This window comes from Roseburia intestinalis L1-82 (assembly GCF_900537995.1).
Classification (GTDB): domain Bacteria; phylum Bacillota; class Clostridia; order Lachnospirales; family Lachnospiraceae; genus Roseburia; species Roseburia intestinalis.
Genome location: NZ_LR027880.1, coordinates 2,353,871 through 2,376,266 on the forward strand (window position 1 = coordinate 2,353,871; position 22,396 = coordinate 2,376,266).

Here is a 22,396-nt window from a genome sequence, read left to right on the forward strand (position 1 = left end):
GCAAATTTCTCTTATTTTGCTATGTTGGGTACTCTTTTATGCACACTGGGTAGAGTTTTTATTTTTCTGAACTTTCTGTTTTTCACTCACGCTACCAAACTTTGCTATTTCTTCTTCAAATTTTGTTTCTGTCACATGAGTATATATGTCAATCGTTGTACTGTAATGCTGATGTCCCATTAGCATTTGCACTACTTTAGCGTCCATTCCTTTTTCAAAGCACCTGCTACAAAATGTATGTCGGATTGCATGAGGATAAAGGTCTTTAAATTCTATCGGCTCTCTGTTTTCCTTTACCGCTTCTATTGCTTCTTGAAAATTGATTGCTTTTACTACTTTCTTAATTTCTTTTTCTGCTACATTCCGAATAACTGGACTTCCTAAAGAAGTGGTAAACACCAAGTTATCAAATTCTCCACTTGAACGCCAACGATTTCCATAGGCTTTTTTCTGCCTGTTCTGTTTTTCTTTTTGAGATAACAGAATTTCTTCTGTTTCTGCCATAAACGGAATACTTCTGTATGAATTATGTGTTTTAGGCTTTGTTAGTCGCATAGTCTTTACTCCATTTTCATATTGACAGGATAAAGACCTTTGAATGTTAATACATTTCTTATTCCAGTCTATATCTTCCCATTTCAGACCACCGACTTCCCCAATTCGCATACCCGTCAGAAACATAATGTAAAACATCTCTTTATACCAGTTATGCTCTACTTCCTGCAAAAACCTTGTTTGCTCTGCCATTGATAAGAAACGTCTTTCTGCTGTTTTATTTTCCCAAGGTACATTGATTTCAAAACATGGATTGATGTCTATAATACGATTATTCTTTGCAGACTCCAAACACTCCCGAACTCTGCCTAAAGCATCTCGCATACTGGAAGACGCTCTCCCCTGCTTATTCATATCGTTAATGACACGTTGAATATCCAAGTTCCGTATATCTGTCACTTTCATATTCCCTATTGCTTTTCCAAATGTATTATAATATTTGCTACGCATAGGAAACACGCTTGTTTCCTTGATATTAGGAATTTTATAATTTGCAAACCATTCCTCAAACCATTCATTCAGCGTTATTTTCTGACGTTTCATATCAATATTATTTCTTGCTTCTTCTTTTGCCTTTTCAAACAATATTTTTAATTTCTTCAAATCAACATCATACAAGTTAATGTCTATTCCGTTTATCTTTGCTCTTGCTTCGTATCTACCGTCCTTTCTTTGACGTAAACCTGTTCCTAATTCTTTTCCTTTTAAATCTTTACCCATAATCTCTACCCTTTCTATCAATCAAATATTTTGATAAATAAAAAGGGAACTTCTGTGATTTTAACCATATACTACTATAAGTTCGCCTCCTTTTCAATCAGAACTTCAATAACTTTTTGCTTGTTGCTCTAGCCATGTGTCTAATAATCTTCTGTTCGCATACCACCGATACCCAATCTTCATGGAAAACGGACAGTTTCTACTTTTCAAGAGTTCTCTTGTCTTTGTTTCTCCAAGTCCAAGATACTCACTTACTTCCTTTAAATTTAATAATGCTTTTTCTATACGATTATCCCCTTTCCTCTAATCTTCTTGCTTTTATGTAATCATCATACAACTGTTTCTGTGTGATATTCATTTCTCCATTTGCTACAAGATTACCGATATAATCCCTTTTCTCTATCTTTCCAACCTCTGCAAACAGTTTCAAAGACGGAGCAACATACTTTTCTAACCATTCCCACACCTTTTGTAAACTTTTCTTCTGTGGTTGCATGGTAAGTTTAACCTTACCTATATCTTTCATCAGTTCCGCCCACGCTTGATAGGTTGGGTAAAGCCTTTTTCGTGTTGTCATGCTGTCTGTCGGCTTTTCTAAAAATCGTATTTTGCTGTTCAATACTTCCATTGCCAGTCCTGCCACATCTCTATATCTCAATAATTCCTGTACTACGCTAACTGCCATTTCCTGCCGAAATCTCAACTCATATCTATTCCAATTTTCGTCTAATTCTGTTCCATATTTTTTATTCTGTTCATATCCTTTTTCATAAAATACCAATCTCAAATTGCTGGCTGAACTGCCGAGATAAAGACTACCACCTTTACTCTGAAACACTTCTTCTTTCAGTTCTCCCGAGTCGTGAAAATCTATCTCCCTTAGTTTTGTGGAAAGCAATCCCTCTTTTGTCCGTACAATCAAATCGGGAATACTCAAATAAGGTTTTCTATCATCTATCGCCAAATCAATCCGAGGAACATTGATATGATACTGGCAAACTCTGTTCAAGAAATCAAACCATGTTTCCTCATTGAGTTGTAAAAAATTCTCATAGTTGCGACAGCCTTTCCCACTCATTAAAATCTGAAAGCCTTGATACTGTGCATTTCCTGTCGGCTTTAGCACCTTGATATTATCGAAGATTGCCACAACCTCATGTCCTGCAATCCCCTTTTCATAACCCGTTACGGTCATAAGTTCCAAAGGTATTCTCAGTACATCTTCTATAACTGCTTCTAACGGAACTTCCTTAATCGTTATCTGACACCAGTCTATCAAGGCACTTAATGCTTCTTTCTGTCGTATTACTCCCCTGTTAGTGTAGGGGAGTTCTGGAAGAAAACTTCCGCTTCTTTCTTCCAAATTTACCATACCTCCTATCTGCAATGGCGTTGCCATTGCCCTGCCCTCAACCTGCCGTTTGGTACGTCAGAACGAGGACAGGAACTTTGACCGCCTACATATTTTTGTTTGCAACAGGGCGGATACCCTTACAGGTAATCTTCTCCACTAATACAGGAAAGTTTCCTCTCTGCACATAAGGGGCATATACTGGTTCTTCCAGTTCCACCACCGCATAAGGCTCAATCTTCGGAAGTTCCGTTGCTTCCAAGCGAATATCCACGCTGTTCCCAAGCTTCATGCTTCCAAGATGAAGTTTTAAGGCTTCCACTTCCTCTGTTTTCTTCTTACTGTCTTTATCATAGCGGTAACAGTTATCCGCACCCATGAAACGAAGTTCTCCAAATGCTTCTTTTACCTGTTCTTTTGTCAATGTAATCTGCATACACGTTCCTTTCTCCCCGTTGAACCGATAGGTCAGTTTCTCATATTTTCAATTTCTTATTACGACGTCGTTTGTGGTTCAGTTATTTCTGAACTTAATTGTATATTAGCACAGACATATTTGTTTTGCAATAGGAAGTTTAGTTTTTTATAAACTTTTTATTTTCTTTTTTCTGAACTTGTGGTATAGTGTCCTTAGACGATAAGATATGAAAAGTTATAACGAGATATGGAAAGAGAGGGTTTTCAGATGAATACAATCGCAGAACGGATTAAATTTGCCATGAAAGCAAAAAATAAAAAACAAGTAGATATAGTCAAAGATACAGGTATCAGCAAAGGGGCGTTTAGTTCCTATCTTTCGGGACAATACAACCCCAAAGCCGATAAAATGGAACTGATCGCCGACTCCTTAGATGTAGATTTGCGTTGGCTTTACGGACAAAATGTGCCTATGGAACATACAAGTCAAAACGATAACGCCCTGCAATATGTCTTTTATAACAACTCCTGCTCTGAGTATCTTCTTGATGATTTAGATGATATATATATCGCCATGATGACACAATATGCCGCCCTCATTCCACGCTTTTATGTCCTTGTCAATCGTGCTGGAAATGCAATGCACATACTGCCACTATTTTTGAAAGAGGATAGTTCCCAATTCTATGAATGCCCGTCTGATTTCTTTTATTCCGACAGGCATACAATTTTTACAAGAGATTTTGAAAGCATTCACATGGTATTAACAACCGCCACGATTTACTATTATGGAATTGATACAGCAACCTATGAACCGAAAGTTACCATGCTCTCCTACTCACAGACTGACGACTGCTTTCATATCGACAACGGAATACAAGACGGTCACATAAAAGCATTTGAAAAGGAACTGGAGAAAGAAGCACTTTACTTAAAGCATAACGCCCAGTAACAGACAAGAGGACTTGCAAGGTTTCCGACCTTTCAAGTCCTCTGCTGTATCATGGTGCTGTTGGCTGTGTCCGTTCCGTCAAGGACTGCCCTACGGCGTATCGGCTACGCCTTGTTCCTTGACCTCACTACATTTTCTCTTTTTCTTGACACAACAAAAGCCTGCACGAATTTTCTTCAATCCGACAGGCTCTCATTCTTTCACATACTCTATCAGTTCTTCTATTCCACACTCCAAGTAACTGCACAGTTTACAGATTAGTTGTGCGTCTAATCTCTGAAATTCATTTCTGCAATAACGATTAAAATTAGACCTCGGTATATCCAATTCCTTACAAATGGTATTCTTACTAATTCCTTTTTCTTTCAGCAGTTCCTCTATGTGAAGTTCCAAATGTCCATACTTCATTGCCTCACCTCTACATAAAAGTATATTCAATAAATCTTTATGTAGTAATTCACTATATAGTGAGGTACTATATACTTATCCCTATAACTATACAGAAACAGAGGTATATCAAAATGAAAAAGAAATTGTTATTTGCCACTATTATTCTAGTCTTGCTTGCAGGCATTCTCTATTACATTAGCTTGCCCGATTATCTTGTATTTAACAGTATGTCATTCAGCAATGGGGCTAATCGTGATACCGAACTACAAGTTATTGTATATCAATACTGGAATACAGATGAAGTAATAGCGGAAATCGAAGCAGAACATAATCAAATCAACGGAACTCCTACTATTCTTACAATCAATCTGTATCACTCTAAATGGTCTTTTCGCAATGGATATGAACCATTTTATAGTACCACTATCAATTATAATTAAAAAGAAAAAGCAGACAGTCAATAAAAAAACTGTCTGCAATAATATGGAATTTACCCCTTTAACCCTCTCGCCTGTCTATCCATATCTTCAATAACAATATCATAGATTTCTCCGATTTGAGAACAATATTCTAACACTTTCCATGGCTCATTTGTATGAAAATGAATTTTAATCAATTCTTCATCTCCAACCGCCAATAAGCAATCTCCTTTAAAATTATTTGTGAAATATTCATTTATTTTATCTTCATCAAGATTTTCGCCTTCAATCAAAAGTTGAGTATCATATCTAAATTCTAACATCCTATTATCCTCCAAATTCACATTTTTCAATTTTACAAACTGAAGTTTATCAGATTGTGTACTTCATAGGGGTAAACCTAATCCCGTCTATTTCTTGCTCGTCTGATTGTGGCTTAAATCCGATATGAAGATAAAATGGCTTACCGTATGGTGACGAATTTAAAGTAATCTCGTGCAACTTTGGAGCATCTTTCAAAATATCTGCTAAAAGATACTGAAAAATTGAAGTAGCTACACCTTGACGATGATATTCTTTCTTTGTGAATGCTAAGTTGATATGCTTCCTGTTTGAATACATACCGATAATTCCAATCATTTTACCCTTGTCAAACGCCGCATATATAGGGCAGATACCTTGTTGACATTTTGAAATAAATTCATCATTTTCAACTATATCTCGCTTGAATGTTTCAATTCCCTCCGGTTTATAGTCCGGTGCTTCAAATTGTAAAAACACTTCTAATGCTAAAGCAAGGGCTTCCATTACTTCATTGCTATGTATTTTTCGTATTTCATACATATCTCCACCTCAAATTCTAATTTGTTTATTTCTCTTATTCTAGCATATTCCCCAATCTTTAACATTATTTTTTTAAAAAATTTGAGGGCATATTGCAAAATGCAATACACCCTCAACACTCACAGCGTTCCCTTTCTATTTTTAAACAACAAGTAAATTCCTCGTTAAGAGGTTGGGTAAATTTCTTTACCCAATACCCTACCCAATCTGTACCCAAAATAGCACGATATTTTGTGAGATTTTACAGTAGTTCATAACACTTGTCAAAATAGGCAGAAACCGCTTAAATACGCTATTTAATTTGCTTTTTACCAGTCTTGCGATTGATAAATTAGTTTCCCATCTGAGCTGCAACTTCTGCTGCAAAGTCTTCCTGTTTCTTCTCAAGACCTTCACCTGTCTCGAAACGAACAAATCTCTTAACTTTTACAGTACATCCAACTGCTTTAGAAACCTCATCAAGGTATTTAGCAACTGTCTGTTTTCCATCCTCAGCTTTTACGTATACCTGATCTACTAAGCATACTTCTTTTAACTCTTTGCTGATACGTCCTTCGATCATACCGTTGATCACTTTCTCCGGTTTCTGGGACTCTTTCGGATCGTTCATGATCTGAGCTAAAAGGATCTCTTTCTCATGTGCGATGTAATCAGCGCTTACTTCGTCTCTGGAAACGTATTTTGGATTTAAAGCTGCGATCTGCATTGCGATATTAACCATAGCTTCTTTTACAGCGTCATTGACAACATCTGTATCAGCATCTACGATAACACCAATTCTTCCGCCGCCATGTACATAAGAAACGACGCAGCCATGCTCTGCAACAACTTTTTCAAATCTACGGATCTTTAAGTTCTCTCCAATTACAGCTACTTTCTCTACTAATGCATCATTAACAGTCTTAGAAGCATCCTCGTTCCATGCCTCAGCCATAAATGCATCCATATCTTTTGCATCAGAGTTTACAGCCTGTGCTGCTACTGCTTTTACGAAGCTCTGGAATGTCTCATTCTTAGCAACGAAGTCAGTCTCAGAGTTAACCTCTACAACTGCTGCTGTCGTATCATCTTTTACAACAACGGTGCAAAGACCTTCTGCTGCGATTCTGCTTGCTTTCTTCTCAGCTTTAGCCTGTCCGTTCTTTCTTAAGAACTCAACAGCCTCGTCCATGTTTCCATTGGTCTCGTTTAATGCTTTTTTACAATCCATCATACCTGCGCCGGTCATCTCACGCAGTTCTTTTACCATAGCTGCTGTAATAGCCATTTTTCAATCCTCCAAAATTATATTTTATGATATAAAAGGGACGTTAACCTGCGTCCCTTTTGTTTTGTCACAAATGACAAATCTTATGCTTCCTCTACTGCCTCATCAGCTGCTGCAGACTCTGCTTCTTCTGCAGTCATCTCTGCACCCTGATTTGCCTCAATAACAGCATCTGCCATCTTAGATACGATTAATTTAACGGCTCTGATAGCATCATCATTACCTGGGATCACATAATCTAACTCTTCCGGATCACAGTTTGTATCAGCGATACCGATTAATTTGATTCCTAAAGTATGAGCTTCCTGGATACAGATTCTTTCTTTCTTAGGATCTACTACGAAGATTGCATCCGGAATCTTCTTCATCTCTTTGATACCACCAAGGTTTTTCTCTAATTTTTCCCACTCTTTTTTCAGTGCGATAACTTCTTTTTTCGGTAATACTTCGAAAGTACCATCTGTTGCCATTGTCTCGATCTCTTTTAATCTTGCGATACGGCTCTGGATAGTTCTGAAGTTGGTCAGCATACCACCTAACCATCTCTCATTTACATAGAACATTCCACAACGCTCTGCCTCAGTTTTGATTGCATCCTGAGCCTGCTTCTTTGTTCCTACGAAAAGGATTGTGCCACCTGCTGCTGCGATATCAGATACTGCTTTGTAAGCCTCATCTACTTTACCAACGGATTTCTGTAAGTCGATGATATAGATTCCGTTTCTCTCTGTGTAGATGTATGGAGCCATTTTAGGGTTCCATCTTCTTGTCTGATGTCCAAAGTGAACACCTGCCTCTAATAACTGTTTCATTGAAATAACGCTCATGTTTCTACCTCCTGGTTTTTGTTGTTATAAAAAGCTGTGCGTCCGGCTTTTTATAAGTTGCTTCCATGTGTTTCATTCTTTCAGGCGACCATCTGGCACCAGCCTGTCGGTCCACACATGTGTTTACTCGGAATATTCTTTTATTCCGTCATAACCTTGCAAATTATAACACACGCCCCAACCAGAATCAAGTACTTTTTTCTGATTAGGGCGTATTTTTCTCATTTACTCTGTTTTATTGCTGCTGTTGTTCCATTGGACCGGCTTTTAAAATATTTGTAATTTCTTCATAAGATGCATGATATGGAATCTGGTAGGTTCCAGCACTGATAAAGGAAGCATAACCAACCTCACTTAAATATTTTCGCAGTCCTTCCGAATCATCGATCACACCATTGGCTGCAAGATTTTCGCACATTGTTCTGCACACATCCCCACGGTTTACAACCAATGTAAACGGTTCCTGCTGTGTCTGTTCCGCGTTTTCTGCATTTTCAGTATCCGATACCACAGACTCCTGCGGAGTTTCTGTTTCCGGTTCCTTCGGCACTTCCATCTGTGTTTCTGTCTCCTGCTGTAATTTCTCAGCAGCTATCTGCTGTTCGTTTTTTTGCTCCGTCTCTTCCGGTTCCGTGGTTTCTGTTTCTGCAATTACCGCACTATTCTGTTCCGGCATAATCATACCAAGCTGTGCAGCCTTTTCTATAATCTGTTCATCCGTCATTTTAGGCTTCTGCATCGAAAAACAACTTACCAGAATGATCGTTGTGACAATAATACCTATGCCAAGTCCTCTTAAATAATATTTTAGTTTCACGAATCTGTATCCCCTTTATAAAGTCCAAGTACAAGATTTACCTCTCCGAGTCCTACCCCAAGTGCCTTTGCAATCTCAACACTCTGCATTCCCTTTTTACGCATTTCGAGGATCCTGCCTGTATGGTTTTCCTCCGTTTCAGGTTCTTCTTCCTTTTTTAAGACCGGGACTTCCTGCTCTTTTGTCTCCACTTTTTTTGCTGCCGGCTCCGGCTTTGGCACAGGTGCTGGCTCCGCTGCTTTTTTCTTTGCCATTCCTTCCTGTATGCTCTTGACATTTGCTGCAATCTTCTGTAAATCCGTAGCAAGACCTGTCAGTTCTGTGTGTTTGTCATTCAGCATATTATAAAGAAACATAATCTCATTATGCGTCTTATTCATATTTTCCATAACCGTGTCAGAATATTCGCTGATGGCCATGATTTTTTCATTTGTTTCTTTTTCCAATGCCCTCTCCACCTGTTCTGAAGAAGCATCAATCTGTGCCTCAATTGACTCTTCTACCTTGCTCTTAGCATCTGCTAAAGCACCATCAATGATCCTGCCCAGTTCATCTTTACTTAATTCTGTAATCTTATTTAATTCGGAAGGAGATAAACGTTCCGTGATAAAAAAGCTTCCAACCATAAAAACAACCCCCGTCAGAAGCAAAAAAAATACTATTCCAGTCATATCAACCGTTATGCCTTTCATTATATTTTGACATCAAAGCTGGTCCTGCGTTCCTTAATATGAACACTTCCTTCATCCTCATCCGGCTGGCCATGCTTTTTTTTCTTTTTTCCATTACCGCTATAGCTGTTATTCCCTTTTTCCCGGGCATCGTATCGGAATTCCTGATTGTCCTTCTGTTCCGGATCCTGTACTTTGTGTGATAAATCAGATTCCTGTTTTTCCTGCCTTACTTCAATGTTATACTGATCTGCAACCGGTCTGCTATCCTCCGCATGCTTAATATTGCCAATATCCTGCGTTCGTTGTATCATACCGCTCAAATCAACTGGTCTTATCGACATAACATATCACCTCCGGACTTACTGTCAGTCAATCAGTATTCCCATATAGTTTCCCATCTTTTTGCGCATTTTTAACAACGCTTTTGTATGAAGCTGTGAAACCCTTGATTCCGAAACTTCCAGTATGCTGCTGATTTCTTTTAACGTCAGATCCTCATAATAATATAACAAAATAACCTTTTTCTCTTTTTCTGTCAAAAGCTCCAGCGATTCCATTAAAACCTTTTTTAGTTCTTCTTCCTGAACAGACTCCTCAGGCTGAATAAAATGCGAATTGTTTTTTGCATCCATCACAGGTTCTCCACCCTGTTCTACAAATTCATTCAGTGAGATAACATTTGTAACATTCAACTGTGTCTGCCAGTCATTTAATTCTTCCTCACCGATTCCTAATTCTTGTGCTATTTCTTCGTCCGAGGCATTTCGCCCTGTTTTGGTTTCAATCTGCTTGATCGCTTCCTCAATTTTCTTGCGTTTTTGCCGCACTGTCCGTGGAATCCAGTCCATTTTTCTTATCTGGTCTAATATGGATCCACGTATTCTTAAGCTTGCATAAGTTTCGAACTTTACATCCTTTCCGCGATCAAATTTGTCTATCGCGTCTATCAGTCCAAATATACCATAGCTAACCAGATCTTCATACTCCACGTTATATCCGAGATACATGCTAAGCCGCCCTGCCACAACCCGTACAAGCGGAGCATACTCGATAATAATTTTCTCCCTCAGCTCTGCCGAAGGATTTTTCTGATACTCTTCCCAGAGCTTTTCTTTTTCTACCGTTTTCATATGAAGCCCCCACGTTTCAGTTATTTCTCATCCTGCTCATCGCTCTCCTGCTCTGGCTCTTCTTTCTCTTCTGCCTCTGCCGGAGTTTCTTCACCATCCGTGGTTTCTTCTTCCATATCCTTAAAATTCTTATCAATCAACAGTTTTACAATTCCGCCAATGATATAAAACACAATCAGGACAACCAGCAGCATTTTTACAAATCTGCCGGTTTCCATATGTCCCGCCATTCCTGCAATGCAGACCACAAGTCCTGCCACAAGCATAACGATCGCTGGTATCGGCTTTGTTTTCATAATGCATCCATGCCTTTCTATCAGATAATCTTTAACGGTTTACCTACCGACTTGATATAAAATTCCCCGGTATCACAATGAAGTTCAACTGTGCGACCATAATTAAGTCCCGTATCTTCTGCAACAAGCCTGATTCCAAGCTGCTTTAATTTTGCTTTTGCTGCCTCTGCATTTCTCGCACCGATATTACCAACATCTGACAATCCACTTACCTCAAACATTCTTGCACCCCCGGCAATCTTAGCGATCAATCTGCCTTTATTTGCTCCTGCTGCAATTACCCGACGTAATAATTCGTCAATCCCCGTATCTGCAAACTTTGCGATATTACTGTTATTTCTGACCTTTGTACTGTCCGGGAGCATATAATGAACCATTCCCCCAACTTTTGATACCGGATCATAAAATACCAGACCAATACACGAGCCCAATCCCAAAGTTGTAATAACATCAGGGGCTTTACATACATTCAAATCTGCCATGCCCACTTTTATTACTTCGCTCATATATCCTTCTCCTTACAATGAGATTCCAAGTGACGTTAATATCTTTTCATAGGATCCCTGCTCCGGCATCAATATAAAATATCCGTTGATCGCCACGTCTGCGCAGATCTCGGTCTGAATCAGCAGTGCATTATCACCAAACTGTCCAAACTCAATAGCCGGCACACTTAAGATAGAAGCTGCCATATCCACCGCAATATATGGAACAGACGGAGAAATCACAAGATTTGTCATAGAAGAAAGAGCTGACAAATAAGAACCTGCAATGATGTTTCCTATTTCTTTTAATGCGGATAGTTCCATTTCGTCAAACGGTTTGTCCGCTGGCACATCTTCCATCATCAGTTTGTTGACAAGATAACGTGCCGATGGAATATCTACCAGAAACATCATACTACCCTCGATGTCATTCATTACCTCTAAGAAAATGCCAACAATTGTTTCATCCTCTGCACCGACAGCAGTTCCCAATTTTGATACTTCCATCAGTTTTACATTTGGAACATTCATGTCTATTTTCATGCCCAGCATATTTGCAATTGCCGTAGTTGCATTTCCTGCACCGATATTGCCAATCTCTTTTAAGACATCGAGATACATATTATTTACGTCTTCCAACGTTAAATTTCCCATGAATTGCTGATTCTCCTCTCATTTTGCACACCAGGTAAAAATCCGGTGGGACTTTACATTCTATAAAATCCCACCTTTTTATTAATTATTTTCTTCTACCAGTGCATTGATCTCAAGCAGAGAAATCAACTGATCTCCATGCTTGCCGATTCCATTGATAAATCTTCCTTTATTGGAAACTTTATCAATTTCATCCTCACTTAAATTCACAACTTCTCTTACCTCATCCACGATGACACCCAGGGAAGCATTTTCTTCTAATTTTAAGATAATGATCCTGCTCGCATTTGTCAGGACATCATCTTCAAGTCCCATTTTCTTACGTACACTCATAACCGGAACAACCTCACCACGAAGGTTAATTACACCTTTAAAATATGTCTGTACTTTTGGAACTCTTGTAATTTTCTGCATGCGGACAATGTTATCAATATAGCTGATATCAATTCCATACTGCTCACTGCCCACCATAACAACGATATATTGTTTGGATTCTTTTTCCGTTGTTTCAAGATTATTATTTGCCATGCTAAGTACCCTCCATTACATTAACGTATTCACATCTAAGATCAATGCAACTTCGCCATCTCCAAGAATCGTTGCACCGCTGATCAGTTTGTTATTGTCAATGTATTTTCCAAGCGACTTGATTACGATTTCCTGCTGTCCGATCAGATTATCAACCACAAGACCTGCCATACTGTCACCTTTCGTTACAATAACAACGGTCAGGCTCTCCGGCTCTTCCCTTGGCTCAAGATCAAGCACATTGTCAAGTCTTACTAACGGAATAACCTTGCCACGCAGATGGATTACTTCCTGAGCTTCCACATATTTGATATCCTTAACCGGAATATCTTCAATGTTGGAGATGGAACCAAGTGCGATCGCGTATTTTTCATCTCTTACTTCTACCATCAGGGCCTGGATAATTGCAAGTGTCAGTGGCAGACGTACCGTAAAGGTAGTTCCTTCGCCCATTGCAGTCTTAACTTCAACATCTCCGCCTAATGCCTCAATGTTAGACTTAACTACATCAAGTCCAACACCTCGTCCGGAAATATCGGTAATCGTCTTTGACATAGAGAAACTTGGCAGGAACAAAATGTTGATGATGTCTTTCTGACTCATGCTCTCAGCCTGTTCTTCTGTGATAATTCCTCTCTCAATCGCTTTATCACGTACTGCAGCCACATCGATACCGGCACCATCATCTCCTACCTGGATGATTACGTTATTACCTTCCTGGAATGCATTTAAGAAAATGCTTCCCACTTCCGGTTTACCGAGGGCAACACGTGTCTCGTTATCCTCAAGGCCATGGTCTGCGGAGTTACGCAGTAAATGCTGCAGCGGATCTCCGATCTGGTCAACAACGGTACGGTCAAGCTCTGTATCTTCACCAGTCATGTAAAGTTCCATCTTCTTATTGAGCTTTCTTGAAAGATCACGGATCATACGAGGGAATTTATTTACAACGCTCTCGATTGGAACCATTCGAACTTTCATAACTGACTCATGCAGATTTGTAGTGATGCGCTCCAGATACTCGATCTGCTCATGGTAGGTCTGGTTCTGGAAATCACCGGACTCAGTGGATCCGATTGCCACAAGACTGTTCTTTGCAATGATAAGCTCAGATACCTGGTTCATCAAGGCATCCAGCTTTTCAATATCAACACGGACAGTACGGTTTGTCACCGGTTTTGCAACAGTCTGTTTCTTATTGTTCTGTGTTGCAGGTGCTTTTGCCGGTGCAGGTTTTGTCTCCTGAGCCGGTGCTGCTTCTGCCTGTGCAGAAGCCTCTGTCTTTGCGGCTTCCTCTGCTGCAGCTTTTTCTGCCTGTGCCTGTTTTTCTTCAAGCACCTCACATTTTACTTCTTCACCGACTACTTTTTCAATTTCAGATACAGACTGGGCTGCCTGTAAAATCTTGTCGTAAGGTTCTTCTGACGTGATGAAAAAACTGAAATCATTATCAAAATGCTCATCTTCGATTTCCTGTGAAGTTGGATTGTATACAATGATTTCTCCAAATTCCTCTACTGCCTTGAATACTAAGAATGCACGAGCAGCTTTTAACAGACATTCTTTCTGAATATATACGGTCATTCCATAAATATGTAAACCATTGTTTTCTGCCTCTTTTAACTTTGTGCGGTCTGAACTGTTCAGTTCAAATTCAAAATATTTCTTTTCACCGTTCTTAGCCGCATCATCTGTATTTTCTTTCTTAGGAGCCGGAGCTTCTTCCTCTTTCTTCTCCGCATTCTCCTCACCGGCGATAAAATCATTCAGTTCTTTAATGATCAGCTCGTTGTCTTCCGTTCCCTCATCGGAACTTGCCTTTACATTGTTCAGATAACTCTCGATCGCATCCAGACATTTAAAGAGCAGGTCGATCATATTACTGTTAACTTTAACTTTATCACTTCTGACTTCCTGAAAAACATTTTCCATATCATGGGTCAGTCGCTGCATGCGCTTAAATCCCATGGTACCTGCCATACCCTTTAAGGAATGGGCTGCGCGGAAAATTTCATTTATAGTATCCATATTTTCCGGTTCTTTTTCAAGTTCCATAATGCAGTCACTTAAAGTCTGCAGATGTTCTTCTGTTTCATCAATAAAAATTTCAAGGTATTGGCTTACATCCATATTACTGTACCCCCACATTCTTTGTTATTGTTTGAGCAACCTGTGTAAGAGGAACCACTTCATTTACCAGTCCGGTTTCAGCAATCGACTTAGGCATTCCGTATACCACACAAGTCTCGGCATTCTGCGATATCACATATACCGGCTTACTCTTTGCTAAGGATTTTATTCCCTTGGTACCATCTGCTCCCATACCGGTCAGTACAACACACACTATCTGATCATATCCACAGGTTCGCAACGAATCATAAGTAATGTCTGCACACGGTTTTAATCCGCCGATAGGAGGCAATTCATCATTGAGTCTGATTTTATGGCTTCCGTCAGGACTTTTCTTTATTTCCATATGCTTTCCGCCGGGAGCAATATATATCGTTCCCTTTTTGAGCACATCTCCATCTTCCGCCTCTTTGACATGTATGTCACTGACTTCGTTAAGTCTGTCTGCCATGGATTTTGTAAATCCTGCAGGCATATGCTGCACTAAAACCATTGGTGCATCCAGATTTTTGGGAAGATATGGAATCACACTCTGAAGAGCTTTCGGACCTCCCGTCGAACATGCCAATGCAACTAATTTATTTCTGCTTCGAACCGGCTCCGTGTTTCTGCGCAAGACTACTTTTTCCGGTGTTTCAGCCGATTTGCTGCCCAAAGCCATCTTCTGTGTTTTTAAAACTGCATTCAGCACTCCAAGAAGTTTACCCTTAAATGCTTCACCTTTTGCCTCGATCACATTCGTCGGCTTCGGCACAAAATCAACTGCCCCCCGTTCCATGGCAAGCATGGTAACTTCGGCATCCTTTGTAGTCGTAGTACTGACCATAATGACCGTTGCACGGATTCTTTCTTTTTGAAGCTGCTCTAATAAAGCTAGTCCATCCATCCGCGGCATATTAACATCCAACACCACGCCGTCATATCTTTTTGCCCTTAATTTTTCAAGTGCATCCAGACCGTCTCTGCAGGTATCGATTGCCTGAAATGTTTCATCTGAATTAATAATATCACAGATCACCCTTCTCATGAGTGCAGAGTCATCAACAACCAGAATATTTTTTTTCATTTTTTTATCCTCTCACTGCTATTCTGCTGACGCATTCTTCTCTCTTCTTCGAAGATGTAACGGATAATTTCTTCCCTTACCCGATCATTCTTGATACTGAATTTTGCACGCGACATAAACCTGTATTCTGCCGCTGATTCTATTTTACTTGTTTCAATCACATTTGCAACAATATAATACTGATTATCCATTGTCTGGCTTTTCAGTCTCAGCTCTGCCAGAATCCAGGAATCCGGTTTCTGTTCCTGTTCTGTTGTAAAACGGATTCCTCCGCCACTTAAATCCATGATTTTTCCTTTTCGTTCTTTTTCATAAAAATGTTCATCACGGATTTCCGAAAAAATAGCATCCACACTGTCAAGCATGGCCTGTTCTGCTGTCAGTTCATAATATTTAAAATCCAGAAGACACGGATATCTGAAATATTCTCTTCGCTGAAACTTTTCCGGCTGAGATTTCAATTCCATCTCAAGCATATATATATTATCTTTTTTATACCGCTCCTTAACCTGGCCAACTGTCCGATACAATGACTCGCGTGAGAAAAATACAAGTTCATAACGAACTCCAAGCTGTAACAGCACCAGTTTACCAGCCTCCATCGGCATGGCTATTTCCATATTTCCATTCGAGCAGAAATCAAGCACCTTACTTTTATATGTTTTCACTGTGACGTCCGTTTTTTCTGCCTGTTCAACTTCCTGAAGAACACGGATATCTATCTTATCGCCGATACGTATAATGTCTGAAACCTTCATATCCATTCCTCCTTAGTATTTCTGTTGCCAAAAATTTGAAAACATTCTGGCAAGCCCCAACCGTTTATCCGGTAATTTTTCTTCCTGTAAAATCAGATTTGAAGCCATAACTTCAAACGCTCTTGCCGACTTCGCCAACGGTGCATTCAACGAAACAGGTTTCTGCTGTCTTACCGAACGTTCGAGCATGTGATCCTGCGGGATCATTCCAAGATAATTTACAGAACCATCCAGAAACTGTTCTACCACAGAATTCAGTTTTTCATATACCTGCTGCCCTTCTTCACTGGATATCACCCGGTTTGACACAATCCGGATATCTGTCTGTTCGCGTGAAAATAAAGGATTATGATACAATGCTTTCAATAATGAATAGGAATCTGTCAAAGAACTCGGTTCCGGCGTCGTAACAACAAGTACTTCCGGACTTGCCATTACAAATTCCATAACCTGGTTTGAAATTCCTGCCCCTGTATCAATCAGGATCACATCTGCATACCGATCTAATTCAGCCAGACCGCGAACCAGATATCTGATCTGTTCATCCGCAAGCTGGTTCATACTCAAGATTCCTGCTCCGCCAGAGATAAACCCTATTCCCATAGGACCTTCTGTTATAATCTCCGTCATGCTTTTTCCCTGGAACAGAAAATCTCCCAGATTATAACGTGGAACTGCGCCAAACATAACTTCAACATTGGCAAGACCAAAATCAGCATCAAAAATCAGGACTTTTTTTCCCATTTTACTGATCTGCACAGCAAGATTTACTGCAACATTTGACTTTCCAACTCCGCCTTTTCCACTCGTCACGGTAATCACGCGTGCATCCAGTTTCCGGCTCTGATTTTTTACTTTAATTACATTTCTGAGATTTTGAGCCTGATCCATATCATTATCTGCCTCCCAGAAGTTGTTTTACTATTTTTTGTGTATTAAATTCCTCTATGTCATCCGGTACATTTTGTCCGTTTGTCATATAGGAAAGTGGTGCTCCCGAATACATCTTGATATTGTAAATATTACCATACGCTTCCGTTTCATCAAGCTTTGTAAATATCAGTTTATAATCGGCAATCTCCTTATAGCGGTCAGCAATTTCCAAAAGATCTTTATACTTGGTTGTTGCACTGACTACCAGATATACCTCTCTTTCATATGCTGCATCCAGACCTGCAAGCATTTTTTTCATATCATTGCACTGTTCATCATTCTTATGGGAAAAACCTGCCGTATCAACAAAAATAAGATCATACTCACTGACTCTTTCGATTGCGGCATTCATTTCCTCTGCTGAGTATATGATACTCATTGGTGCATCTAAAATATTTGCATACACACGAAGCTGTTCCGTAGCCGCAATACGATAAGTATCCGCCGTCAGGAACGCAATCTTCATTCCCATTTCCAGTTTGTACTTGGATGCAATCTTAGCAATCGTAGTTGTCTTTCCGACGCCCGTCGGGCCCACAAAGAAAATAATTCTTGGTTTTTTCCCGGAAACACAAATTGTATCCGGCTGTCCCAGTTTTAAGATCATCTTCTGATATACATTTGACAATATGGCATCCACACTACTTCCACTGTGCATCACTTTCTCTGCTTCGTCTAAGATCTGGTTGACATATTTTTCATTCACTTCATTTTCCAGCAGTGTTCTGTAAAGCATCTTGATAAACTGCAGTCCCTCCGGATTTACAACCTGACGTTCTTTCTCTTCTTCCTTTACTTCCTTCTGTCTGCTTTCTTCTACGGACAGTTGTTTTTCCAGAATATTAGAAAGGTTTTCCAGTCTTTTCTCTAATCCGTCTTTTGCGTGCAGTTCCGGCGCATTTGTAAGATGTCCTGACAGGATGTCGGATGTTCTGTCATTTAAAAATTCTTTTGGACTGATATTTTCATCTGCTGCCAGATTCAATGTTTTTACAGTTTTTGCTGTCAGATCAGCAACCTGTCTCGGATCTACAAAATTCTCTTTTTCTTCTCTTGCAGCTGTAACCTCAAACACAGAACTCTTCCAGGCTTTAAACATACCTGTCGGTTTGATTTCCTTTACATTCATTACAACCGCGCCTTCGCCAAGCTCCTGTTTTGCTTTTTCGATTGCCTCTTCTTTTGTTTTTCCCTGATACTTATTTATGGTCATTTTACTTGTCACCGTCCCTGCTGATTATACCTACTGACTGTAATTCTACATTGGACTCAATTTCATTGTAGGAAACTACAATCAGATCCTTAAAATAATCTTCCGTTAATTTTTTAAAGTACATTCGAACAATTGGAGATGTAATCACAATTGGTGTTTTTCCCATGTTTTCGAGCTTTGTTACTTCATTCTGTACAGAATTCATAATAGCCTTTGTTGTTTCCGGATCAAGTGTAAGATATGCCCCCTGTTCTGTCTGCTTCACAGAAGCCATAATTTCCTGTTCCACCTTCGGATCAAGTGTAATAACACTGGTTGTCTCATTCGCCGGGAAATATTTGCTGGAAATGGCTCTCTTTAAACTCTGGCGCACGTACTCCGTCAGTACATCTGTATCTCTTGTTGTCGCTGCATGATCTGCAAGCGTTTCAAAAATCGTCAGGAGATCACGGATAGAAATCCCCTCATCCAGCAGGTTCTGTAACACCTTCTGAACCTCACCAAGTCCAAGCATCTTGGGAATCAGCTCGTCCACCAGTACCGGATTGCTCTCTTTCAGATTATTGACAAGATTCTGCACATCCTGTCTGGTAAGCAGTTCTGCGATATGTGACCGGATTACCTCTGTCAAATGCGTTGCAATAATTGATGGCGGATCAACAACCGTATATCCAAGGCTCTCCGCACGTTCACGCTGGCTTTCCGTAATCCAGATCGCCGGGAGATGGAATGACGGTTCAAATGTAGGGATACCTGTAATCTCTTCCTCCACATATCCCGGATTCATTGCCATATAGTGATCAAAAAGAATCTCTCCTTCTGTCACCTGCACCCCTTTGATCTTAATGATATACTGATTCGGATTTAATTGAATATTATCCCTCAAACGTATGATAGGTACTATAGTACCAAGTTCAAGAGCAATCTGCCTTCGTATCATAACAACACGATCCAGAAGATCTCCTCCCTGATTTACATCTGCTAACGGAATGATACCATATCCAAATTCAAGTTCTATCGGATCAACCTGAAGCAGTGACACCACATTCTCTGGTTTTCGTACCTCTTCTGCTTCCGTTTCCTCCGCATTGACCTCTTCTTCTATACTCTCAATACCGATATTTTTGTCGACCTGTCGTCCTGCAATAATAAAAGTTGCACCAAACGCAAGAAACAATAAGGTATTTAACGGTGTTGCAATTCCTAAAACCGCCAGCGTAGTACCTACAATATAAAGTACTTTGGGAATACCAAATAACTGACTGACAAGGATATTGGAAAAATCCGCTTCTTTCGACGCTTTTGTAACAAGAATACCGGTTGCAAGTGAAATCAGAAGGGACGGTATCTGGGAAGAAAGTCCATCACCAATCGTTAGCACACCGTAATGTTCGATTGCCTCCTGAAACGTCATTCCGCCCCGCAGTATACCCATAATGGTTCCACCCGCAAGGTTTACAAACGTGATAATAAGACCAGCTGCTGCATCTCCCTTTACATACTTGGTAGCACCATCCATGGAACCAAAGAACGCAGATTCTTCCTGAATCTTATTTCTCCGCTCCCTTGCCTGTTTTTCCGTGATCGCTCCGGTATTTAAATCCGCATCAATCGCCATCTGCTTACCAGGCATCGCATCAAGGGTAAATCTCGCCGTTACCTCAGCGACACGCTCGGAACCTTTATTGATAACAACAAACTGGATAATAACCAGAATAATGAATACGATGGCACCAACGATCAGATCTCCACCACCGACGAACTGTCCAAATGTCTGTACGACATTACCCGGATTACCGGTTGTTAAGATCAGTCGTGTTGAAGACACGTTCAAGGAAATTCGAAAGATTGTCGTAAACAAAAGTAAAGTCGGAAAAAAAGACATATCCAGTACTTCTTTTACAAACAATGTATTAAAAAGAACAATCAATGCGATTGAAATGTTCAGTGCCAGCATAACGTCGAGTAAATTGGAACTGATTGGCACTATAAAAAAGATGACTGCAGCCAGTAGATACAGTGCAACACCTATGTCAGCTTTCTTCATGACCTCTCCTCCCTGTTTCTCAGATTATATACCATAGCAAGAATTTCCGCTACTGCCTGATACAATTCCGGCGGTATTTCTGCCCCTATATCTACATTCGCATATAACATTCTTGCCAACGGTTTATTTTCAACAATTTCAATGTGGTTTTCCTTTGCTTTTTCACGAATTTTCTGTGCAAGATAATCTTCTCCCTTTGCAATAACGATCGGAGCTCTTGACACCTCGGCATCATATTTGATTGCAACTGCCAGGTGTGTCGGGTTCGTAATAACCACATCTGCCTTTGGTACATCCTGCATCATACGCCTTTGAGAAGCTTCTCTCATACGTTGTCTCTGTCTTCCTTTGATCTCAGGATTTCCCTCAGTATTTTTATACTCATCCTTTAATTCCTGCTTGGTCATCTTCATATCTTCATTGAAACGATGTTTCTGATAAACAAAATCTGCAATTCCGACCACCAGATAAACAAGGCTGATTTTAAAACCTGCATTAATGATAACATTCCCGCATAATACAACTGCCTGATTCAGCGGTATGTCATATAAAATAAAAATATCATTTGCCTCACCCTTTATGGATGTATAAGCAACATATATGATCAAACCTATTTTTAAAATAGATTTAAGCAGCTCAAATAATGAATCTTTTGAAAAAATACGTTTAAATCCATTGATCGGATTAAATTTATCCCCCTTAGGTTTTAACGGCTTAGCCGTGACTTTCCACCCTACCTGAAGGATACTTACAAGGGCTGTCACCGCAACACCAAACACAAAAAACGGGGCAGCCATCTTGAACATTTCTATATACACATTATGTAAAAACGAAGTAATCTCCTTTGTAGATGATTCCATCGCATTAACACTTACAAAATCAGGCATCAGCTTATATACATAATAAAAAACTTCCAAAAAGCCATTGCCAATTAACGAAATAAAAACCTTCAACACGAGGAACAATACTATCAGATCAAATGCTGCGGTAAGTTCCTTACTCTTTGCAACCTTACCATCCTCTCGTGCTTCTCTTAACTTCTTTTCTGTTGCCGGCTCTGTTTTTTCCCCTCCGGGTCCATCTTTTGCGAACCACTGAAGGTCATATGCAAATAGTAATCTGTCTTTCCATTCCACCTTAGTACATTCCCTCTATAAATAAAACCATCATCTTTTTCATTTCGGTAAATATAAAACTGGCGATTCCAGGCAAAAGTGAAATTGTAAGAAATAAAACTCCAAAACCAACCAGTATTTTCATCTGCATACCAACTGCAAACATATTCATCTGTGGTGCAACCTTTGCCAGAATACCAAGAATACAGTTTAAAATCATCATACAGGCAAATATTGGAAGAAAGATCCTGAAACCTATTACAAACAGATCTGTCATATACTGTGTTATAGAACCCGCAAGTGAATCCCAGTTAAAGAACTGACCATTGATTGGGATTACGGTAAAAGAATCTACCACAGCCTGTAAAATCACATGATGCATATCTGTTGCAATCAAAAGAAGAAGTATAAAATAATTGTACAGGTTTCCGGTAATTGTTACCTGCGTATTCATTGTCGGGTCAAATTCAGTCACCATGGATAATCCAATATCCATATCAATAATATTTCCCGCAAATAAAATAATGGAATTACAAATGTTTGCAGCAAACCCTATCAGCAACCCTGTAATTCCTTCTTTTAACACTATTATCGCATACCCAATCAAACCTGTATACTCGATTGCTGTCTTATCAACAAAACCATACACCAGAAGTGCAACAAAAAAAGAAAAACCTATCTTTGCCTGCGAGGGCGCATTTTTTGTTCCAAAAAAAGGTGCAATATAGACAAAACAGGATATGCGAACCAATATTAATATCAGTATTTCAAAATTAGCCAATGAAAACGTATATTCTAACATAGATCGT

The 22,396-nt window shown here is 39.6% G+C and carries 28 protein-coding genes; 3 read left to right on the forward strand and 25 right to left on the reverse strand.

The window, feature by feature from the left end; all coding sequences use genetic code 11:
* Positions 1 to 36: 36 nt before the first annotated feature.
* From RIL182_RS10975 to RIL182_RS10990, 4 genes are all read right to left on the reverse strand, one after another.
* The gene (locus RIL182_RS10975) at positions 37 to 1,275 is read right to left on the reverse strand and encodes a tyrosine-type recombinase/integrase (protein ID WP_005330087.1); all 1,239 of its coding nucleotides are present in this window, start codon (positions 1,273 to 1,275) and stop codon (positions 37 to 39) included.
* A 105-nt stretch (positions 1,276 to 1,380) separates the two neighbouring features.
* Positions 1,381 to 1,560 (reverse strand): excisionase, encoded by a 180-nt coding sequence (locus RIL182_RS22165; protein WP_080543107.1) that lies wholly within the window; start codon positions 1,558 to 1,560, stop codon positions 1,381 to 1,383.
* A gap of 4 nt (positions 1,561 to 1,564) precedes the next feature.
* Complete coding sequence (locus tag RIL182_RS10985; protein ID WP_006857463.1) at positions 1,565 to 2,674, reverse strand: replication initiation factor domain-containing protein; 1,110 nt, start codon at positions 2,672 to 2,674, stop codon at positions 1,565 to 1,567.
* Between the two features lie 58 nt (positions 2,675 to 2,732).
* Complete coding sequence (locus tag RIL182_RS10990) at positions 2,733 to 3,062, reverse strand: hypothetical protein (RefSeq protein WP_005335695.1); 330 nt, start codon at positions 3,060 to 3,062, stop codon at positions 2,733 to 2,735.
* Between the two features lie 249 nt (positions 3,063 to 3,311).
* Between RIL182_RS10990 and RIL182_RS10995 the strand changes: the two genes are divergently transcribed.
* On the forward strand, positions 3,312 to 3,995 hold the full coding sequence (locus tag RIL182_RS10995; protein ID WP_015554186.1) for a helix-turn-helix domain-containing protein: 684 nt from the start codon (positions 3,312 to 3,314) through the stop codon (positions 3,993 to 3,995).
* A 192-nt stretch (positions 3,996 to 4,187) separates the two neighbouring features.
* Here the strand turns inward: RIL182_RS10995 and RIL182_RS11000 are convergent, their stop codons facing one another.
* Positions 4,188 to 4,403, reverse strand: a complete 216-nt coding sequence (locus RIL182_RS11000) for a helix-turn-helix domain-containing protein (protein ID WP_005335690.1) — start codon at positions 4,401 to 4,403, stop codon at positions 4,188 to 4,190.
* 113 nt (positions 4,404 to 4,516) lie between these two features.
* Here RIL182_RS11000 and RIL182_RS11005 point away from each other — a divergent pair, with 113 nt between their 5' ends.
* Entirely contained in the window at positions 4,517 to 4,825 is a 309-nt protein-coding gene (locus tag RIL182_RS11005) for a hypothetical protein (protein ID WP_006426016.1), read from the forward strand.
* A gap of 50 nt (positions 4,826 to 4,875) precedes the next feature.
* Here RIL182_RS11005 and RIL182_RS11010 read toward each other — a convergent pair whose 3' ends face one another.
* Positions 4,876 to 5,127: a hypothetical protein gene (locus RIL182_RS11010; RefSeq protein ID WP_005335687.1), complete on the reverse strand. Its 252-nt coding sequence runs from the start codon at positions 5,125 to 5,127 to the stop codon at positions 4,876 to 4,878.
* 49 nt (positions 5,128 to 5,176) lie between these two features.
* Positions 5,177 to 5,647, reverse strand: coding sequence for a GNAT family N-acetyltransferase (locus RIL182_RS11015; protein ID WP_015554185.1), 471 nt, complete (start codon positions 5,645 to 5,647; stop codon positions 5,177 to 5,179).
* Between the two features lie 92 nt (positions 5,648 to 5,739).
* Between RIL182_RS11015 and RIL182_RS22310 the strand changes: the two genes are divergently transcribed.
* Entirely contained in the window at positions 5,740 to 5,904 is a 165-nt protein-coding gene (locus RIL182_RS22310) for a group II intron maturase-specific domain-containing protein (RefSeq protein WP_154253351.1), read from the forward strand.
* Between the two features lie 74 nt (positions 5,905 to 5,978).
* Here RIL182_RS22310 and tsf read toward each other — a convergent pair whose 3' ends face one another.
* The 18 genes from tsf to fliR form a co-directional block, all read right to left on the reverse strand.
* The gene (gene tsf, locus RIL182_RS11025; RefSeq protein ID WP_006857464.1) at positions 5,979 to 6,914 is read right to left on the reverse strand and encodes a translation elongation factor Ts; all 936 of its coding nucleotides are present in this window, start codon (positions 6,912 to 6,914) and stop codon (positions 5,979 to 5,981) included.
* A gap of 83 nt (positions 6,915 to 6,997) precedes the next feature.
* On the reverse strand, positions 6,998 to 7,741 hold the full coding sequence (gene rpsB / locus RIL182_RS11030) for a 30S ribosomal protein S2 (RefSeq protein WP_022112309.1): 744 nt from the start codon (positions 7,739 to 7,741) through the stop codon (positions 6,998 to 7,000).
* 235 nt (positions 7,742 to 7,976) lie between these two features.
* A complete protein-coding gene (locus tag RIL182_RS11035; protein ID WP_006857465.1) occupies positions 7,977 to 8,558 on the reverse strand; it encodes an MltG/YceG/YrrL family protein in 582 nt (193 codons plus the stop codon).
* On the reverse strand, positions 8,555 to 9,229 hold the full coding sequence (locus tag RIL182_RS11040) for a DUF6115 domain-containing protein (protein ID WP_243128678.1): 675 nt from the start codon (positions 9,227 to 9,229) through the stop codon (positions 8,555 to 8,557). The genes RIL182_RS11035 and RIL182_RS11040 overlap by 4 nt, the downstream gene beginning before the upstream one ends.
* A 20-nt stretch (positions 9,230 to 9,249) precedes the next feature.
* The gene (locus tag RIL182_RS11045) at positions 9,250 to 9,573 is read right to left on the reverse strand and encodes a hypothetical protein (protein ID WP_006857467.1); all 324 of its coding nucleotides are present in this window, start codon (positions 9,571 to 9,573) and stop codon (positions 9,250 to 9,252) included.
* Between the two features lie 24 nt (positions 9,574 to 9,597).
* A complete protein-coding gene (locus tag RIL182_RS11050) occupies positions 9,598 to 10,362 on the reverse strand; it encodes a FliA/WhiG family RNA polymerase sigma factor (protein WP_006857468.1) in 765 nt (254 codons plus the stop codon).
* Between the two features lie 20 nt (positions 10,363 to 10,382).
* Positions 10,383 to 10,658 (reverse strand): hypothetical protein, encoded by a 276-nt coding sequence (locus RIL182_RS11055; RefSeq protein WP_006857469.1) that lies wholly within the window; start codon positions 10,656 to 10,658, stop codon positions 10,383 to 10,385.
* 20 nt (positions 10,659 to 10,678) lie between these two features.
* The gene (locus tag RIL182_RS11060; RefSeq protein ID WP_006857470.1) at positions 10,679 to 11,164 is read right to left on the reverse strand and encodes a chemotaxis protein CheD; all 486 of its coding nucleotides are present in this window, start codon (positions 11,162 to 11,164) and stop codon (positions 10,679 to 10,681) included.
* Between the two features lie 12 nt (positions 11,165 to 11,176).
* Positions 11,177 to 11,797, reverse strand: a complete 621-nt coding sequence (locus RIL182_RS11065) for a chemotaxis protein CheC (RefSeq protein WP_006857471.1) — start codon at positions 11,795 to 11,797, stop codon at positions 11,177 to 11,179.
* Between the two features lie 81 nt (positions 11,798 to 11,878).
* On the reverse strand, positions 11,879 to 12,325 hold the full coding sequence (locus RIL182_RS11070; protein ID WP_006857472.1) for a chemotaxis protein CheW: 447 nt from the start codon (positions 12,323 to 12,325) through the stop codon (positions 11,879 to 11,881).
* Between the two features lie 15 nt (positions 12,326 to 12,340).
* A complete protein-coding gene (locus RIL182_RS11075) occupies positions 12,341 to 14,455 on the reverse strand; it encodes a chemotaxis protein CheA (protein WP_015520447.1) in 2,115 nt (704 codons plus the stop codon).
* A 1-nt stretch (position 14,456) separates the two neighbouring features.
* On the reverse strand, positions 14,457 to 15,521 hold the full coding sequence (locus RIL182_RS11080) for a protein-glutamate methylesterase/protein-glutamine glutaminase (RefSeq protein ID WP_006857473.1): 1,065 nt from the start codon (positions 15,519 to 15,521) through the stop codon (positions 14,457 to 14,459).
* Complete coding sequence (locus tag RIL182_RS11085) at positions 15,518 to 16,279, reverse strand: flagellar brake protein (protein ID WP_022112311.1); 762 nt, start codon at positions 16,277 to 16,279, stop codon at positions 15,518 to 15,520. The genes RIL182_RS11080 and RIL182_RS11085 overlap by 4 nt, the downstream gene beginning before the upstream one ends.
* Before the next feature lie 12 nt (positions 16,280 to 16,291).
* On the reverse strand, positions 16,292 to 17,170 hold the full coding sequence (locus tag RIL182_RS11090) for a MinD/ParA family protein (RefSeq protein WP_022112312.1): 879 nt from the start codon (positions 17,168 to 17,170) through the stop codon (positions 16,292 to 16,294).
* A 4-nt stretch (positions 17,171 to 17,174) separates the two neighbouring features.
* The gene (flhF, locus tag RIL182_RS11095; protein WP_006857475.1) at positions 17,175 to 18,425 is read right to left on the reverse strand and encodes a flagellar biosynthesis protein FlhF; all 1,251 of its coding nucleotides are present in this window, start codon (positions 18,423 to 18,425) and stop codon (positions 17,175 to 17,177) included.
* Position 18,426: 1 nt separating this feature from the next.
* Entirely contained in the window at positions 18,427 to 20,472 is a 2,046-nt protein-coding gene (flhA, locus tag RIL182_RS11100; protein WP_015560458.1) for a flagellar biosynthesis protein FlhA, read from the reverse strand.
* Positions 20,469 to 21,608: a flagellar biosynthesis protein FlhB gene (flhB, locus tag RIL182_RS11105; protein WP_006857478.1), complete on the reverse strand. Its 1,140-nt coding sequence runs from the start codon at positions 21,606 to 21,608 to the stop codon at positions 20,469 to 20,471. Before flhB ends, flhA begins: the two co-directional genes overlap by 4 nt.
* A gap of 1 nt (position 21,609) precedes the next feature.
* A complete protein-coding gene (fliR, locus tag RIL182_RS11110) occupies positions 21,610 to 22,389 on the reverse strand; it encodes a flagellar biosynthetic protein FliR (RefSeq protein WP_006857479.1) in 780 nt (259 codons plus the stop codon).
* Positions 22,390 to 22,396 lie beyond the last annotated feature (7 nt).